The 17,309-nt window shown below is 43.8% G+C and carries 16 protein-coding genes and 1 pseudogene; 6 read left to right on the top strand and 11 right to left on the bottom strand.

Annotated elements, in window-relative coordinates; genetic code table 11:
• Positions 1–10 precede the first annotated feature (10 nt).
• From H539_RS0116760 to H539_RS0116750, 3 genes are all read right to left on the bottom strand, one after another.
• Positions 11–793 (bottom strand): transporter substrate-binding domain-containing protein, encoded by a 783-nt coding sequence (locus tag H539_RS0116760; protein WP_026694469.1) that lies wholly within the window; start codon positions 791–793, stop codon positions 11–13.
• Between the two features lie 496 nt (positions 794–1,289).
• Positions 1,290–1,757 carry a DinB family protein gene (locus tag H539_RS0116755; RefSeq protein WP_026694468.1) on the bottom strand — a complete coding sequence of 156 codons (468 nt, stop codon included), beginning with the start codon at positions 1,755–1,757 and terminating at the stop codon, positions 1,290–1,292.
• Positions 1,758–1,843: 86 nt separating this feature from the next.
• A complete protein-coding gene (locus H539_RS0116750) occupies positions 1,844–3,010 on the bottom strand; it encodes a trans-sulfuration enzyme family protein (RefSeq protein ID WP_162144750.1) in 1,167 nt (388 codons plus the stop codon).
• A gap of 297 nt (positions 3,011–3,307) precedes the next feature.
• Here H539_RS0116750 and H539_RS0116745 point away from each other — a divergent pair, with 297 nt between their 5' ends.
• From H539_RS0116745 to H539_RS0116725, 5 genes are all read left to right on the top strand, one after another.
• Positions 3,308–3,943, top strand: coding sequence for an HlyD family secretion protein (locus H539_RS0116745; RefSeq protein WP_026694466.1), 636 nt, complete (start codon positions 3,308–3,310; stop codon positions 3,941–3,943).
• Between the two features lie 54 nt (positions 3,944–3,997).
• Positions 3,998–5,623, top strand: coding sequence for a DHA2 family efflux MFS transporter permease subunit (locus H539_RS0116740; RefSeq protein ID WP_026694465.1), 1,626 nt, complete (start codon positions 3,998–4,000; stop codon positions 5,621–5,623).
• Between the two features lie 26 nt (positions 5,624–5,649).
• Positions 5,650–6,180 (top strand): NAD(P)H-dependent oxidoreductase, encoded by a 531-nt coding sequence (locus H539_RS0116735; protein ID WP_026694464.1) that lies wholly within the window; start codon positions 5,650–5,652, stop codon positions 6,178–6,180.
• An 89-nt stretch (positions 6,181–6,269) separates the two neighbouring features.
• Entirely contained in the window at positions 6,270–6,668 is a 399-nt protein-coding gene (locus H539_RS0116730) for a hypothetical protein (RefSeq protein ID WP_026694463.1), read from the top strand.
• Positions 6,669–6,850: 182 nt separating this feature from the next.
• Positions 6,851–7,696: an aldo/keto reductase gene (locus tag H539_RS0116725; protein ID WP_026694462.1), complete on the top strand. Its 846-nt coding sequence runs from the start codon at positions 6,851–6,853 to the stop codon at positions 7,694–7,696.
• A gap of 34 nt (positions 7,697–7,730) precedes the next feature.
• Here H539_RS0116725 and H539_RS0116720 read toward each other — a convergent pair whose 3' ends face one another.
• The 5 genes from H539_RS0116720 to H539_RS0116700 all read right to left on the bottom strand — a co-directional run bounded on the left by H539_RS0116720 (position 7,731) and on the right by H539_RS0116700 (position 11,533).
• Positions 7,731–8,192, bottom strand: coding sequence for a GyrI-like domain-containing protein (locus tag H539_RS0116720; protein WP_026694461.1), 462 nt, complete (start codon positions 8,190–8,192; stop codon positions 7,731–7,733).
• 143 nt (positions 8,193–8,335) lie between these two features.
• Positions 8,336–9,658 (bottom strand): hemolysin family protein, encoded by a 1,323-nt coding sequence (locus H539_RS0116715; RefSeq protein ID WP_026694460.1) that lies wholly within the window; start codon positions 9,656–9,658, stop codon positions 8,336–8,338.
• A gap of 141 nt (positions 9,659–9,799) precedes the next feature.
• Complete coding sequence (locus H539_RS0116710; RefSeq protein WP_026694459.1) at positions 9,800–10,189, bottom strand: MerR family transcriptional regulator; 390 nt, start codon at positions 10,187–10,189, stop codon at positions 9,800–9,802.
• A 137-nt stretch (positions 10,190–10,326) separates the two neighbouring features.
• The gene (locus H539_RS0116705) at positions 10,327–10,881 is read right to left on the bottom strand and encodes a GNAT family N-acetyltransferase (RefSeq protein ID WP_026694458.1); all 555 of its coding nucleotides are present in this window, start codon (positions 10,879–10,881) and stop codon (positions 10,327–10,329) included.
• Positions 10,882–10,909: 28 nt separating this feature from the next.
• On the bottom strand, positions 10,910–11,533 hold the full coding sequence (locus tag H539_RS0116700) for an NUDIX hydrolase (RefSeq protein WP_026694457.1): 624 nt from the start codon (positions 11,531–11,533) through the stop codon (positions 10,910–10,912).
• A 98-nt stretch (positions 11,534–11,631) separates the two neighbouring features.
• Between H539_RS0116700 and H539_RS30910 the strand changes: the two are divergent.
• A pseudogene (locus H539_RS30910) lies at positions 11,632–11,921 on the top strand (response regulator transcription factor); the annotation flags it as partial.
• A 793-nt stretch (positions 11,922–12,714) separates the two neighbouring features.
• Here the strand turns inward: H539_RS30910 and H539_RS28885 are convergent.
• From H539_RS28885 to H539_RS28880, 3 genes are all read right to left on the bottom strand, one after another.
• Positions 12,715–14,682, bottom strand: a complete 1,968-nt coding sequence (locus tag H539_RS28885) for an ABC transporter permease subunit (protein ID WP_035322964.1) — start codon at positions 14,680–14,682, stop codon at positions 12,715–12,717.
• Between the two features lie 606 nt (positions 14,683–15,288).
• Complete coding sequence (locus tag H539_RS0116675; protein ID WP_026694455.1) at positions 15,289–16,227, bottom strand: PRC-barrel domain-containing protein; 939 nt, start codon at positions 16,225–16,227, stop codon at positions 15,289–15,291.
• The gene (locus H539_RS28880) at positions 16,220–16,765 is read right to left on the bottom strand and encodes a sigma-70 family RNA polymerase sigma factor (protein WP_051348649.1); all 546 of its coding nucleotides are present in this window, start codon (positions 16,763–16,765) and stop codon (positions 16,220–16,222) included. Before H539_RS28880 ends, H539_RS0116675 begins: the two co-directional genes overlap by 8 nt.
• Positions 16,766–17,309 lie beyond the last annotated feature (544 nt).

Below are 17,309 nucleotides of genomic sequence, written 5' to 3'. Positions count from 1 at the left end.
AAAAGTCCTTTTATTCCGGTTTTTGTGTAATATCTTCCCCGAAGTATTTGATGCTGATTTTTCTTAAGGTCCCGTCCTTGCGGAGATTCTCCAGCGCTTTATTGATACGCTTCAATAGTTTAGGGTTATCCTGCGGCAGGACCACCGCCTGTTCGCTTCGTTCAATCAGCTGCTGGCCCTTTATTTTGAATCCTTCCTTGCGCGCTGTCTTTCCTGTGACAAAGTCCGTGATGACCGCGTCATGCCGTCCCCCGTCCAGGGCTTTTAATGCTGTGATGTCACTGTCATACATCTTGATGTTTTTCGTGTATTTGGCAGCCACATCCGCATAGGTGGATCCTTTGGCGACGGCCACTTCTTTTCCTTTTAAATCTTTTACGGTTTTGATATTGCTGTCTGGTCTGGTAAAGATTTGAGGACCCGAGTAGTAGTATGGAGTGGAAAAAGCGACATGTTTGCTTCGCTGCGGGTTGATCGTATGGCTGGCTACGGCTGCATCTGCTCTCCCTGTCTTGACTCCTTCAACAATCCCTTTAAATTTAATGCGCTTCGGTACCGGCTTAAGGCCCATCTCCTTTGCAAGCGCATTGCCGACTTCCACATCAAAGCCCTTCATCTTCATATCGTTCGTCATATAGCTGAATGGCTTGAATTCGCCTGAAGCCGCAAACACAAACTCCCTTTTGTTAATCAGCTCGGAACCATCCGCGAGCTTATCCTTCTCCGCACAGGCAGTTAGCGTGCCCAGGAGAAAAAGAATCGATAAAAATAGCACAATCTTCCTTTTCCGCATGCTGCTGATTTATCCCCCTTCATACAGGCTATCTTACAGCCAAAATAGTAAATTAAATAAATGCCTTGTAGCACTGATACCCTAACATGGGCTTTCCTAACCTTTTTATGGGGACTCTCCCCATTTCCAGGCTTTTTTTCCCAGAATAAATAAGGAGGGACGCGAGCGCGTCCCTCCCCTTTATTCCTTATGATTTTGCTCCCGCCTTAGTCCTTGAAAGATGGCAATATATTCGTCCAGTTTTTGGCTGAGGCGTATAGTGAATGGACCCTTTCGCACAAGCGGCCTTTATCATTTGTATTCTTGTAGTTTCAATCAGCTGGTCCAAATGGATTTGGAATCCATAGGAAAACATCCTCTATATTCCATTTAATAGGTATATTTTACCATGAAATGAGCCTGGAGTACAGATAGGGTTAATCCGCCATCTATTTCGTTTACAAATTAAAAAGGCGGATCACTCCGCCTTCCATCTTATGTATATTCCCCTGCGATTTTAAATGAGTTCCGCTTGATGCTTCTTCAGAAATTCTTCAATCTGTTTCATGTGATGTTCATCATGCTCAATATCCCCTTCAATAAACTGAAGAAGGGTCAGCTCCTTTTCCCCAATTCTAAAAGAGGTGCTGAATTCCACACCGGCCAAAGCAGCACAGGATCTTTCCCTCCAGTTTATTGCCTCATCTAATAATTCCCTCTTAGTCACACCTGAATGGGCATATTCCTGTGCCTTTGCATTGACCTCATCCACATTTATATTACTTTTAGGAAGATCTTCTCCCTTCAGCATAAGGGGAAGCCGTTCTTCTAAAATATAGCGGTCCCAGAATCTAAAATGCGAGACAATGGCAGCGGCAGACCACTTTCCTTCAGCAAGTGGAGAAAAAAACCATTCGTCGGAAACATCTTTCAGCCTTTCAAAAAATGCAGTGATCTTCACATAGTCATTCAGAATCTCTTCCATATAGCCTCTCCTTTTATTCCAAATAACAGCATGGCTGTACCCTAAATTTACTAAATATTTGAAATAAATAAAAGACAAAATCGTTTCTATTCAAGAGCCTGATCTAAATCATCTATCAAAACTCCCGCATCCCCCAAACCCACAGACAGCCGGATGATTCCAGGGCTAATGCCCTCTTTCTTAAGTTTTCCCTCGTTATATCCATAATTAGGAGAGAGCACCAGGCTTTCATAGGAACCCCACGAGACGCCGATTTTAAAGACTCGCAGTCTGTTTATAACTCCCTTCACTTCATTATATGCTCCATTTTTTAGTTCAAAGCTCATAAGGCCAGAATACCCACTGAAATATTTCTTGGCCGAAGAATGGTTTTTGTTCTGGGGCAGTCCTGGATAATGAACCTCAGCAACTCTATCATGGCCGGATAAAAACGAGGCTACTTTAAGAGCATTTTCCTGGTGGGCAAGCATTCTCAAAGGCAGGCTCCTCATTCCCCGCAGAAGGAGGGACGCTTCATAAGGCCCCATGACTCCGCCCTGCAGCAAATATTCACTTTTAAATATGGAGTCAAGAACAGTTTGAGAGGCAATCAATGCTCCTCCGATTACATCACTATGTCCGCCAATATACTTAGATGCAGAGTGGACAACAAGATCGATTCCGTGCAGGATTGGTTTTTGGAACAGTGGAGTTGCCCAGGAATTATCCATGATGCTTGTGATGCCCCGTGATTTGGCAAGCCCAGACACACTCTCAAGATCAATGATCTCAAATTTGGTATCTGTAGGGCTTTCGATATAGATGACCGCAGTATTCTCTCTGATTGCTGACTCGATATCCGCAAGCTTTGTGGAGTAGACAACACTGTGATCCACCTGAAATTTCTTAAGATAGTTTAGAAGCTCCAAGGTAGAAAAATATAGATTCCCGATGCACAGTACATGGTCCCCGCTTTTAACACTGGAAAGAATGGCTGCCGATATGGCAGCCATCCCTGACGAAAAGCACTTACAGGCTTCCCCGCGCTCAAGAGCCGCCAGCTTTTTCTCGAGGAGCTGCACGGTTGGGTTTGTTCCGCGGCTATATACATACCTGCTCTGCTGGTTCTTCTCAGCCTCTGTCAGCTCTTCGAAAGAGCCGAAGGTAAATAGAGTACTTCCATAAACAGGAGGGATGACGGCCCCTTCAAATTCATCCGGGCTGCCGGCCATATCCGTACATATCCTTTGATCTTCTAAAAAGGTGTCTTTCATACTATTCCTCCGGTTCTTCATACATACTTACTACCATTTTTTGCGGCACTGCTTATTTTCATCCACACTTTTTCCTATCCTTTTTAAAGTCTGGAATACAAGTTTGGATTTGCCTCATAGACGGGTAAGAAACTTTGATTTGAATATACTAATTCGAAATATGCGATTTAATGAGAGATAAAAAAATGTCTTTACAACAAAGATATTTTATGATTAAATTATCTCCTTGAGATAGTTAACTATGTTAACCATTAACCATATGCACCACATTTTCAATTTAGGAAGGAGACACGCTACATGCGAAGAAGTTTATGGTTAGTTAATTTTGTGGTGATCGTGATTGTGATCGCTATTCTTGGAGGAGGAGCTTATTACTATTATCAATCCTCCACTTACATTAAAACGGATAATGCCCATGTTTCAGGTAATATCCAGACCATTTCTGCCCCTGTATCCGGTAAAGTTGCATCCTGGAATGTAAACGAGGGGGATACTGTTTCTAAAAATCAGACCCTTGGCACCATTTCTGCCGGCGGCGGCAAATCAACTGATTTAACTGCAGCTGACAACGGAACGATCATCAGACAGTCTGTTTCACCAAACCAATTGGTTCAGGCAGGCGCTTCTGTTGCGCAAATCGTTGATATGAAAAAGCTTTTCATCGTGGCTAATATTGATGAAGGCGATGTAAAGGATATTAAAGAAGGCAACAGTGTAGATGTTACTGTAGATGGAGATCCAAACACAGTCATCGATGGCAAGGTAGAAAGCATCGGTAATGCTGCTAATTCTCTGTTCTCACTGATGGGCCAGCAGAATACAAGCGGAAACTATACAAAAACTACTCAATATATCCCTGTTAAAATTTCGATTGATAACTACTCTTCTAAAGTAATGCCAGGAATGAACGCTGAAGTAAAAATCAAAAAGTAATTAGGTTTTTAGCTTTGATTTTCCCCATTACTATGGAGGAAGGAGGTTGACTGGATGAGTTCTCATGCAGAACAGGCAAATGGGAACGGAGTCCGACAGCATATCCCGCTGATAGCGGTTTTAATGCTGGGGCTTTTTCTTGCTATTTTAAATCAGACACTTTTGAACGTTGCAATTCCCCATTTAATGACTGAGTTCGGCGTTGCAGCTACTACCATCCAATGGCTTTCAACAGGCTATATGCTCGTCAATGGTGTTCTCGTGCCGCTGTCCGCTTTCCTGATTGAACGATTTGGAGTTCGAAAGTTATTTATATTTGCGATGATCTGTTTTACAGTAGGTTCTTTAATCTGCGGCATATCCAACACATTTTCTATGATGATGGTCGGAAGGGTTGTACAGGCGATCGGAGGCGGTGTCCTTCAGCCCCTTGTTATGACGATTATCCTTTCCATCTTCCCGCCTGAGATGCGCGGAAAAGGGATGGGAATCTTCGGCCTTGCGATGATGTTCGCTCCGGCCATTGGTCCTACCCTTTCAGGATGGCTGATTGAAAACTTTACCTGGAGAATCATGTTCTACGGTATGGTTCCACTGGGCCTTGCTGTAATCTTTATTGCGCTCTTCAGGCTTCGGGATATTTTCCCTCCTAAGGATGTAAAGATTGACCTTTTAGGCGCATTTCTTTCCCTTGTCGGATTTTCCACCCTCCTATACGGAGTTTCGGAAGCCGGATCCAAGGGCTGGGATGATCCTTTAATCATTACCACTACCGTTCTCGGAGTTGTTTTCATTGTAGTATTCGTACTGCAGCAGCTGAATTCCAGCAGGCCGCTGCTGGATTTCCGGGTATTTAAATTTGATATTTTTTCACTTGCAACGATCATTAATATGATCGTTACGGTAGCCATGTTTGTAGGTATCTTCCTGCTTCCTATCTATCTTCAGAACCTCAGAGGCTTTACAGCATTGCAATCCGGCCTCCTGCTCCTTCCTGGTGCACTGGTCATGCTTGTCATGTCGCCTATTTCAGGTATTCTGTTTGATAAGGTCGGCCCAAGGCCGCTTGCGATTGTCGGATTGATCATTACTGTGCTGACTACATTTGAATTCACAAAGTTCACGATGGGAACGTCCTACGATACCATTTTAGTGATTTATGTAATTCGTTCTTTCGGTATGTCACTATTGATGATGCCGATCATGACGGCGGGCATGAACCAGCTGCCGAGGACCTTAAACAGCCATGGTACGGCGATGTCCAATACAGCAAGGAATGTCAGCGGATCGCTTGGAATCAGCTTGATTACCACGATCTTTACAAACCGGACTACATTCCATTTTGATACTGCCGTGAATCAGATGAATACAATGGATCCGATTTTCATGCAGAACTTCCGTGATACTGTGGCAAGAGCGGCTGCGGAGATGCATCTCCCTATCCAGCAGGCCCAGACGACCGTCATGACACAAATGGCGACTCAGGCCAATGTACAGGCGACCGTAAACGGAATTAACGATGCATTCTACTGGGCAACCGGCATCGCCTTAGTAGGGCTCATTCTAAGCTTCTTCTTAAGGGATGTTCGTAAAGATAAAGTCCGCGAAGCTGAAAAGGCTGAGAAAGCTAAAAACAAGGACGATGTCCTGCTATTGCCTGCACCAGAAAGGTCACGTTAACGTAACGAAACAAGGAGGCACTTTTTATGAAAATTTGTGTTGTTTATGATAGTGAAGGCGGCCATACAGCTGCCCTTGCAGCTTCCATTGCTGAAGGAGCACAAATGGTGGAAGGCGCTGAAGTCTTCCTTCAATCGGTAGAAGAAGCGGATGTCTATCAGCTTCCGGAAATGGATGCGATCATCTGGGGAAGCCCGGGGCACTTTGGAACCATCAGCTCCGGACTGAAAACCTGGATTGATAAATTAGGCTATCTATGGGCTGAAGGCAAGCTGATTAATAAAGTGGGTGCTGTATTCTGTACAACAGCTACCGAGCATGGCGGCATTGAGTCCACCATGCTGAACCTGATCACCCCGATGCTTCATCAGGGAATGGTTATCGTCGGCCTTCCAGGCAACATACCTGAAAATGCAACATACGGATCTTATTATGGTGTCGGCGTTACCTGTCCGATCGATAGTGATGAAGTTCTATCTGAAAATGGGGCTGCGCTTGGCAGAGCACTTGGTGAGCGTGTCGCTCTCATCACAAGAAGATTCGCTCAGGTAATCTAAGCCTTTGCCGGCAAGATCAAGACCAGCCCTTTATAAGAGGCTGGCTTGCACTTGCTTTTGATTATGTTTAAAGGGGGGTATTAGTAGAAATGATGATTATTATTATATGTGCTGTGGTTGCCCTTGTTTTGGTGTTCCTGCTGGTCCGTATCAATTCACGAGCCATGTCCTCCCAGGCTGAACAGCCGCAGGTCGATCCAGCCAGCCAGCTGAATAAGGATCTCCCGCCGGCCGAGAGCCGCGAAGATCAACAGCCAGCAGCTGACATTCTGGCAGAAACAGTCCAGCCTGGAAGAGCTCAGAACAATCGTCCAGCAGACGACAAGTTTAAAATGCAGGATAATGGCTATCGCCAGGCTTTACAAAACTTCAAGGCAACCCAGAATAACGGTGCTCAACCTGAAAAGAAGCAGCCAAAAGAAACATCACTGGGTGACGATGCTTACCGCAAAGCCCTTAAATCCATGAAGGAACAAAAGAAGGATTAATGAAAGGCCTATTGAACCTAGTATGAAAAACCTTCTCTCAACCTGTACCGCCTGCGCCGGCCGTACAGGTTTTTTTTATTCCCTTCTCCAGCTGTTTACAGGCAATATAGTTGACGGCATGACCCGTGAAAGCGGATACTTTACTTATGATGGAAAATTCCGCAAATTCAGGAGGTATAACGATGACTGTAAGCAGCTTACAAGATACAACTGTACTGCATAATGGTGTAAAAATGCCCTGGTTCGGCCTTGGTGTCTGGAGGGTCGAAGATGGCGATGAAGTCATCCATTCCGTAAAGGCAGCCATCAAAAACGGCTACCGGAGCATTGATACTGCAGCTGTCTATAAAAATGAAGAAGGTGTTGGAGAAGCCATCTCCCAGGCACTTGCTGAAACGGGCCTATCCCGCGAGGATCTCTTCATTACTTCAAAGGTCTGGAACTCTGACCAGGGATATGAATCCACTCTGGAAGCCTATGAAGCAAGCCTTAAGCGCCTTGGTCTTGATTATCTGGACCTTTACTTAATTCACTGGCCGGTGAAGGGAAAGTACAAGGATACCTGGAAGGCTATGGAGAAGCTTTATAATGACAAACGTGTACGTGCCATCGGTGTAAGCAACTTCCATGTCCACCACCTTGAGGACCTGCTTCAGGATTCTGAGATCAAGCCGATGGTGAACCAGGTGGAGTATCACCCTCAGCTTTCCCAGCTTGAGCTCCGTGAATACTGCAAAAAGCAGGGCATCCAGCTTGAAGCCTGGTCTCCGCTTATGCAGGGAGGACTATTTGAGAATGAGGTTCTAAAAGAAATTGCCAGCAGGCACAACAAGACGGTTGCCCAGGTCATCCTGCGCTGGGATCTGCAGAATGAAGTGGTGACGATTCCAAAATCCGTTAAAGAACATCGTATTATTGAAAATGCGGATGTCTTTAATTTTGAGCTTAATTCAGAGGATATGGCAGCAATTGATGAATTGAACAAGAACGAGCGTGTTGGTGCCGATCCGGACAACTTCAATTTCTAGTAAAACAGCGGCAAATTGCCGCTGTTTTTTTGAGTTATTGAATAGGAATCCATATTTCCATCTCGTATTCCTGTGTTCCCTCTTTCCCATACATACATGCTTTTACGTTCTCTATCTCAGGCATTCCTGCCTTTATTTTATAACCCTCCCGATCAAATACCCTCCATAGCTCTCCATACGTTTGAGAGATGTTCGTGGAAGGACCGATATGGGTGAAGACAACATATCTCTGTTCAGGAAATGTATGTAAGGTCATGTTATTCTCTATTTTGGAAAATACAACAGCTTCGATTTCCATGCCACAGGTATAATAATAATGATCGCTCCTCGGAGGAAGGCAGATTCCTGTTAGGTCATCGGCATTTGATTCCGAAATAAACCTTCGTGCCTTTTCCCATAAACTTGGAATGGGATAAACCATATCGCCGCTCCACTTTCCTGCTTCAATATATCCCACTACTACAAATGAACTCTTAACTTCTTCTCTATATTCCATCCATTATCCCGCCTTTTATCCTTTTTCCAAGACAGTATAATAGAAAATATGAATCCCTTCCTGACCATTCTTGCTATTTTGGGGCATCAGAATAATAAAAGGGCTGGCTAGGGATAAAATCCCCGAGCCAGCCCTCTTTTTCATTATACAGCGGAAATCAATTCGGCTGTTTTATTTTTTATTTCTACTGAGATCACTTGGTGGCCATCCATTTCTTTTACCGTAAATTCATAATGCTCGGCTCCAATGGTCTCGCCAGCCTTAATATCAAATTTCTGGGTCAGGATCCATCCTCCAAGTGTATCAATATCTTCCTCAGTAAGATGAATGCCTAACAGGTCATTTACATCCTCGATTAATACTTTCGCATTCAGGATAAAATGCCCTTCATTTATTTTTCGGATATCTGCCACTTCATCAGTGTCAAATTCATCACGGATTTCACCCACGATTTCCTCCAGAATATCTTCAACGGTTACAAGCCCTGAAGTCCCGCCATATTCATCAATTAAGATGGCCAGCTGGGCACGGTCCTTCTGCATCCGCAGCAGAAGGTCATGAATCGGCACGGTCTCAATCACCCGGATCACAGGTTTAATATAAGGAGCAAGCGATGTTCCTCCATCCATAATGACCCCGTTGGATATCCTGGATGTAATGATTTCCTTGATGTTAACAATTCCGATGACATGGTCCTTATCCCCGTCAATGACGGGGTATCGAGTATATCCTTCCCTTTTAATGGTATTCAGTACATCCGAAAAACTGTCATCTATGGATAAACTGACCATTTCTGTTCTTGGAACCATAATTTCTTTCGCGATTCGTTCATCGAATTGAAAGATATTATTCATATATTTCAGCTCTGTTTGATTGATCTCGCCGCTTTTATAGCTTTCCGACAATAAAATGCGGAGCTCTTCCTCTGAATGGGCCATCTCATGCTCAGAAACCGGCTTAAGGCCAAACATCCCTGTGACTAAACGGGCAGAGCCGTTCAATATCCAGATAAACGGATACATGATCTTGTAAAACCAGATAAGGCTTCCAGAGAATAGAAGGGTAATCTGCTCAGCCTTCTGGATCGCTATCGTTTTCGGTGCAAGCTCTCCTATTACCACATGCAGAAATGTCACAGAAGCAAAAGCGATTCCAAAGGACAGCACATGTGAGATGCTCTCACCCAGATTTAAATGTGCAAATAAGGGATGAAGCAGGCTCTCAACGGTCGGCTCCCCGATCCATCCAAGCCCCAGGGCTGTCACGGTAATGCCAAGCTGGCATGCCGACAGATACTCATCCATATGGGAAACGACTTTTTTCGCGGATACCGCTCCTTTTTTCCCTTCGGAAATCAGCTGGTCAATCCGCGAGCTCCTTACTTTAACGATGGCAAATTCAGTCGCGACGAAATAGCCTGTCAATCCAATCAGTACAGCTAAAAATATTAAGTTTACTATGTCCAATAAAAGGGACTGACCCTTGGGATGATGGGTCAGTTCCCATACACCTCCTGTTTATTTTACATTTTAAAATAAATTCTTCGCCTGGCTTCCAGGCCATATCTTTGTAGAGTTCAAAAGTGGGAAATAATCAAAACGGAGGGATTAACACAGAAATAATAAAAGGGCCTGCATAAGGGAGATGCTTTCTGGAGAAAGATTTTTTTTAATCATTTCTTTCGTAAAACCATTGGCTTTAAGGATGCTGGCGATTTCCTCTACATCGCATTCAAGCTCTTTAATCTTCGCTTTTAGGCCATCGAGGTTCTCTTCATGGGGTTCATCCTGTTTCAGCCTTTCGGCAATCTGCTCCAGCGAAAGCTTTTCTTTTTTCAGGCTTTCAATAAACTGGATCCGTTCAACAGCGTCCTCTGTATAATACCGATAATTAGAAGGAGAACGTTCTGCCTGCAGCAATCCCTTATTCGTATAATAATCCACTGTCCGTTTTGTAACATTAGCCAGATGAGCTACTTCACTTATTCTGAGTTTCACAGTCCCAAAGGAACCCCTCCTAACTATAACGTGATGGTTTAATTATACAAGATTACTAGCAAACAGACAATACCTCATTGAATAGGCCTCTGCACAATTAACACAGAGCTCATGCTGCCCATCCAATCCTGTACCTTTTATTCCCCCGAAACGTGAAACCTGGCCATCATAATTGTATGATAGTATTTTCCATCTGAAAGGAGTTTATCTCTTTTTAATACACCTTCTGTTTCAAATCCGAATCGTTGATACAGCTGAATAGCCTTTTCATTGGTTTCTAGAACGGATAAAGTGATTTTCTTTATGGAGGAAGCGTCTGCCCAATTGATGGTTTCTTGGAGCAGGTTTTTCCCCATTCCAAATCCCCAGAAATCCTTTAATATGCAAATGCCAAATTCGGTCTTATGCGAAAGCCGTTTCAGCTCACTTCCTTCACATCTGGAAAACCCCACGATTCTCCCTCCTGCTTCAGCTGTTAAAAAAAGATTCCCAGGTCTTTTTGAATCATCTCTTATGATCTGGCGGAATCCAGCTTCATCGATGAAGCCCTCTCCGCGTTCCCGGTCCAGATTTTCTGTTTCTCCGTCAATCTGCACCCTTAGCCGGGATAATTCCTCCGCATCCCCTTCCACTGCTGATCGGATGATATAGCGTAAGTCGTTTACAAGATATTGCTGCGGCTGAATGATCAAGTTCTCTTACCTCCATTTATGTACCCGCCTAAAGGTTTTCAGTAATTTTATCTGCAACACTCCGATAGTACGAAAGGTCGTGCGGCACAAAGCCTGTACGGCCGATTTCCTTTTCTACTGCAGAGCGTCCATCTTCCAGCAGCTCGAAACCTGTAATCGCTATAACTTCCCTCTTTCCCTCAAACAGCTCGATAAAGCTGTTAAACTCTGCCTTCACAATGCCTGATACTTCTTCCCTCTGAAGCTGGAAGTCCTCCATGGTCCCCTCATATTCGAACAGAAAGAGATGGGCTATTTCTTTATCAATGAATGATAATTCCTTTTTCTCTATGCAGTATTTCAACACACCCAGGCTCACAAGCTCCTCCATTGTGACGGAGATTCCAAGCTCTTCCTCTACTTCCCTGACTCCGTCCGAAATGGTTTCATGCGAAAGCAGGTGGCCGGCAGCCGTAATATCATATAAATCGGGATAATCCTTCTTGGATGAACTTCTCTTTTGAAAATAAATGAACGTCTCTCCTGCCTCACGGCTGATAAACCAGCAATGAATCGCCTGGTGCCAATATCCCTTCCTATGTGCCTCTCCGCGTTCAGCCGTACCGATCCTTCTTCCTTCATCATCAAAAATCGTTAACAGCTCTGTTTCCATATCATCACTTCCCGTTTTCTATTTCCTTCATTATACCGTTTTCCTGGACCTCCTAAAGAAAAATATGACATTTGTCATGCTGATTCATTACACTTTCTAGAGCTGTCCGCGCAGGAGTCCTGGCTATTTATTAAAGGACGGGTCGGTAGACGACCTTGTCTCCCCTGAACTCGTATATGGGGTCCTGCAGGAAAGCAATCCGCTCACATCCCGGGAACAGGAAATCCTGAGGCTTGCCGCCTCCGGCTCTACAGCGAATGAAATAGCAGGAAAGCTGTATCTGTCTGCTGGCACGGTGCGGAATTATATGTCTGAAGCCATCAGCAAGCTGGATTGCAAAAACCGGGTGGAGGCCATCGCTGCGGCTCAGGAAAAAGGCTGGATATAAGATCAGAGTTGTGACTGTGCCGGAAAATGAATAGAATAGCGGGGCAGGTGAGACCCCGCTGGCGCTGAGGAGGCTCACCTCCCGCCTTTGCGGAGGCGAATGCCTGAAGCAGAAATTAACAAATAAAAAGCGAAGGGGCTGTCCATAAGTCCGTAAAAGAAGCAGGTGGAGAAAAACGAATAGTTGTCTCCACACTGCTTTTGTTTTTGTTCAACTGATATCTACAGCTAGGATTGATCGGTTGAAGGATCCACTTATGCACCCGGGCAGATACATAGAGGGAAAAATTCCCTCTAATTCGTAAATTAAGAGTAAATCGAGCTTAAATAGAGGGAGAAATTCCCTCTATTTACCTCAAAAATTCATAAATGGACGGTTTTTTTAAAAATAAGGGGAAAGCTTCCCCTTATTTCCCCAGAAATGACCTCCATTTTGGATTTAACGGTAAAACCTCCCCTTATTTAACTTTCGGTCCTCTAGAAATAAGATTCCTCCTGCTGTTTTTTTGCTTATGTAGCCGGACTGATACATAAAGGAAGAATTTCTCCTTATTTTGTCATGAGGACTAAAAAGAGCTCAAATAGAGGGAGAAGAAAGCCCAAATGAGTATATTCACTTTACATAAGCGGAAAAATCCCCCTTCCCCGAAACAAGCTCCAAACTGGATATAACGGGGAAATCTTCGCTTATTTTATTTTTTGGTTACTTGATCGAGAAAAAAATTCTAGAGCCGTCCGAAAATTCACTTTATGCCAGTCCCTCTTATTGCAGCCCAAAACACTGCTTCCTTATTTCAGGCTGGGTCCGCCTTTTTGCTTTTTGTTAAAGCGAATGATTCCTCCTCTGTTTTGACTGCCCTTTTTAAGGAAATCGTCTTTCTTTTCCGCTTAAAAAGAACAGGTACTCTTACTCCTACCTTCCGCTGCTGTACCTCCTTCACTCCCTGAATGATCAGCTGCATGGCAAATATGCTGAACATGAAAGCACCGAGAGTCGGGAGGATAATCCAATACTTCCCAGATAAGAAGGCTTCTCTGGTGGCTCCAATCATCCCTCCCCATTCAAATGTAGATGAGTCCGGCACCTCAAATAAAATTCCATCCTGAAAGATGGATCCCCCGAGAAACAGCTGAAAAAGCCCCAGATGCACAAAGATGAGCATAACCTGGATAAACTGCTGTCCGAAAAGAATGAACATCCTTGGTGACAAATGCGGGAAGACATGAGTCCAGAAAATATGCTTCTGGTCCCCTCCAAGCGTTTTGGCGCTTAGTACAAAGGTTTCTTTCTCAATCAGTTTTATTTCACTGCCTATCAGCACAGTCGTTAATGGAAGCACCAAAACCGTGAGAATCAGCACCTCCAAAGTCAGGCGCTCTGATAAGCTGTACACCCACAAATTATAACCAACGCTCCAAAGAATGGGACGCAGCAGGAGATAAGCGATCAGGCTGAGAGGCAGAAAATGAATGGAATCGACCACTTTATCAAGCAGCATCCTGGTATGATTCTTCAAAGAGACATACCGAAGAGCCAGCGCAAAGCCGCCCGCCACTCGCAGGACAGCTATTAAAATGGCAAAAAACAGTGTGTATCTGGCGCCTACTATGATTTCATCGAGGATGCTCCTCCCATTCCGATCCGAGCCGAAAATCATCTCGGAGGAAGGCGGATGCGGAGGGGCACTGATGATTTTCCCCTCAGCGTCTTTCAAGAAATTAATCTGCTCTACCGGAACATCCGCAAAGATGACATAAAAAAAGCTGTACAGCATAAAGCCCATGATAAATATAAAGCCGATGCAGAATTTAGGATTCTGCATATGTACAAAAAGCAATTTGCCTCCTTTGGCAAGAGACTTCCACAGCTTCCACCTTTTCATCCCTGCAAGGTCTTTGCGGATCAAAGTCCACTCCACTTTTTCCTCATTTTGAATCACAAGGGCGGCTCCCTGATAGAGAAGGAAAAACGGAGTGAAAATTAATAACAGAGAGACTGCGATGACGATCGGCCTGAAGTCCTCAATCATATAGTAGGTGATGCCCCTCATATTAAAGAGAGTTTCCACGATAAACAGACTGGAAAGTCCGCCCCACACGATCAGCTTGGAATGATAAAAGACGGAGGCAAAAACATTCCGGAGAATATGAACGGTAAGGATCCTGAGCTTCCCCATTCCCTTTGCCAGGGCGAACTCTGTGTAATCCTTTAAAAACTCTTCCTCAACCATCATTAAAAAGAGCCTGTACATCGAAATCAACGGCAGGATTGACAGGGTAAGAATGGGGGCAAAATAGATCTTTTCATCCCCAAGGGCAGTGAATGTGAAGACCTCGGTATCCAGCTGTTTGAATAGATACACCGCAAAAAGCTGAAGCATGAAGGCAAACATTAAATCCGGCACGGTTTCAAGGACATTTAACACCCGCTTGATGGGAACCATAATAAAGGAGGGCAGAAAATAGGTTAAGAGAGTCAAAACAAAAGCCCCGAGAAATCCTGCCGCAATGGCACTGAAGAAAATCTCCGCCGAGTAAAGAAGAGGCTCTCTCAAAAATTCAACGATCGGGAAGGACTGTTCTTTATATATGTACACCCAATTCTCCGCCTGGCAGAATTCTGCAAAGAAATTCACAAAGGCTGTTATATAGGAAAAAACATTATAAATCCCTCTCTCAGCAATCACTGAGGGCACAATGCTTATAGAGATAATCCCCATGACTCCAAGAATATAAAAAAATAGTACTTTTATCAGCTTCATTGACGACCTCCGCAGAAGACATAATTTTTAGAACTATTAGACTATTATACTATTTTTTTCTTTTAATTGTTTTTGAAATCCCCAATTTTTGTTTTACCTTTAGGATTTCATTTTTTATGAGGAAAAATAGGTGGTGTGTTTGCTACTGCTTCCAATACCCATTGGGCAATATTCTTCGACATATTCAGCTGCCAATGCAGGCCTTAGGTATGAAAATTATCTCCAAGGAAGTAAAACCAAAACACTTTGACATTGCACAGCCAGACGGCGCTTCCGCTATTTGTAAGGCCACGTTAAAATCCAAATGATGTGAAGAAGCCAACAGACGCTGAATTATATAACGCTGGTCTTATGGCTGGCAAGTCGCACAGGCAGCATCGGAGTCTAATACTGCGACTTGTAGGATAATAGAAGAGGCTCAAAGGGCAGCTTTGTTTAAAATGTAATAATAATTTTTAAATCCTGCTTGAGTGGAATGGAAGGATCACCGCCCGCCCCGCGGAAAGCGAAGCGCCTGGAATGGAACTCAAGCGGCCACATCTATAGAGAACGCAAAAAAGAAAAGTTCCGGAACAGGTGCATTCCGGAGCTTTTCGATATGTGCCGTTAGTTTAATTCATGTATACCCCTGCCCCTGATTTGGTCCTGGCGGTTTTTGAAGAAGTAGGCGGTGTCGCTTTTTGGCTGGTAGTCATTGGGGATAGTGAAGTCAAAATAGTTTTCGGGAAACCCGCTGTTTGTGGAAAAGCGGCTGGTTTGAAGGCTGTAGAGCTTCTCTCCCTTTGCGCCGGATACAGTCAAACTCAGGACGAATCCTGTCTGGCGGTCGACAATCAAATCATAAACAGCAGCCGTTCCCCCAGATTTTTTTACTCCCTTGATCGTATACACCTTTCTGTCCAGGAAGTTACCAGTCTTGATGCTTTCCCATGTGTCACTGCCAGCGAGTGGTCTGCCGCTTATTTTATCCGGGAACATATGGAGGATGCCCATTTGCTTCAGAAATTCCTTCGGCTGCGATGGAAGGCTCCCTACATCAAACATTTTCTTCTCGGGGTCCAGTGTCAGGCAATTATTGATGCGGTCTATTTCTGGATTGCTGCCATCCTGGTAGGTATAGCTGACTCTTTCATTGGAATACGAAAATTTAAACAGCTCATTCTTTTTGTTAAATATCGAATAATAAATCGTCTCCTGATTCCTGGTGCGGTAATCCTGAAAGGAGTAGCTTCCGCTTATGGTGCTGAACTGGTTGAATGGATGCCTCCACTTGTCTTCGATGGATTCTCTGATAGCGGCTTTCGACTGCCCCTCACCCAGTGTGCTGCTCCAATCATCACCATGGAGCACCCCGTATATAAAATATGAAATCCCGATTAGGACAAAAATCGTCAGGAGGCCGTGTATAACTGGCTGAAGCAGACTGAATGGGGCCTTTTTTCTTTTTTGTATGCGCTGGATGATCTGTTTCTTTTGAGATGAATTTCTTTCAACAAATACATGCTCTTCAAGCTCCTTTTTCAAGCGCTTCAGCTCATCATCCATTCTCCCCGCTCCTTCCATGAAGCTTTCTTAAGGCATCCCTCGCCCGGCTCAATCTTGTCCTGGCGGCAGAGCTGCTAATATTCAGGGTCTCACTTATTTCCTCAATCGTAAATTCTTTATAATAAAATAAGAGAATGACCTCCCTGAGCTTAACAGGAAGCTGAAATACAGATCTCGCCAGCTCGGCGTTTTCCAGACTTTTCAGCAGATGTCCTTCGGCTCCCTTGTCATCCCTTCCTGAGTATCTCTGAATCCTATTCGTCAGGAAAATCGACCTAACATACCGGGACTTCAGGAAGTCCTTGCACTGATTGATGGCAATCCTGTAAATCCACGTTTTCACATTGGAGCGGTCTTCAAAAGTATGCATTTTTTTATAAATCTTTAAAAAAACCTCCTGTGTGATGTCCTCGGCAGTGCTCCAGTCTTTCACATACGTAAAGGCCAGATTCACTACATCTTTTTCATACAAATCGACCAGAGCTTCCAGGATTCCTTCTCTATTATCTGAATTGGCAAATGCCCATGCTTTTTCCATATCTGGCTCCCTATATTTAAATATTTCATAGTCTAGATAGAGAAAATTTCCTATTTTTTACATACCTTCAATTTATCATAGTTTTTAATTAGTAAACTATGAGTTTTGTGAAAAAAACACAAAAATTTCTTTTAATTATAAACTTTCCATTTTTTCAAACCGATAAATAAACCATAGACATATATAACTAATTAACTTCCACTTCCAGCCAGGGATAAAATCATTATACGCTGATTAATGGTTTCACCAGGAAGATCGAAAAAACCTCGGAGGATAGACAACGTGAAATCAAAATCAATCTTAATGTTTACAATACTCCATTTTTTAAGTTATGTTATTTGGATTCTGTTATGGAGAGGCAGCCCTTTCATTCAAACTCTTGTGGGCAATTTCTTTAACATTTCGGCTTCCTTGATTTCTTCCTGCTGTCTATATTCCAGTTTCAAGGATATTAGACGCAGAGGGAGCGCCCGGACAAGAGAAAGCACATTTCTATTCCTGCTTTTCCTTGGAAGCTTCAGCTACTTTACTGCAGAAGCCATCT

Source organism: Peribacillus kribbensis DSM 17871, from assembly GCF_000430765.1.
GTDB lineage: Bacteria > Bacillota > Bacilli > Bacillales > DSM-1321 > Paraperibacillus > Paraperibacillus kribbensis.
Note: the sequence above shows the minus strand (reverse complement) of the source record. Positions and strands in the feature narration are given on the sequence as shown.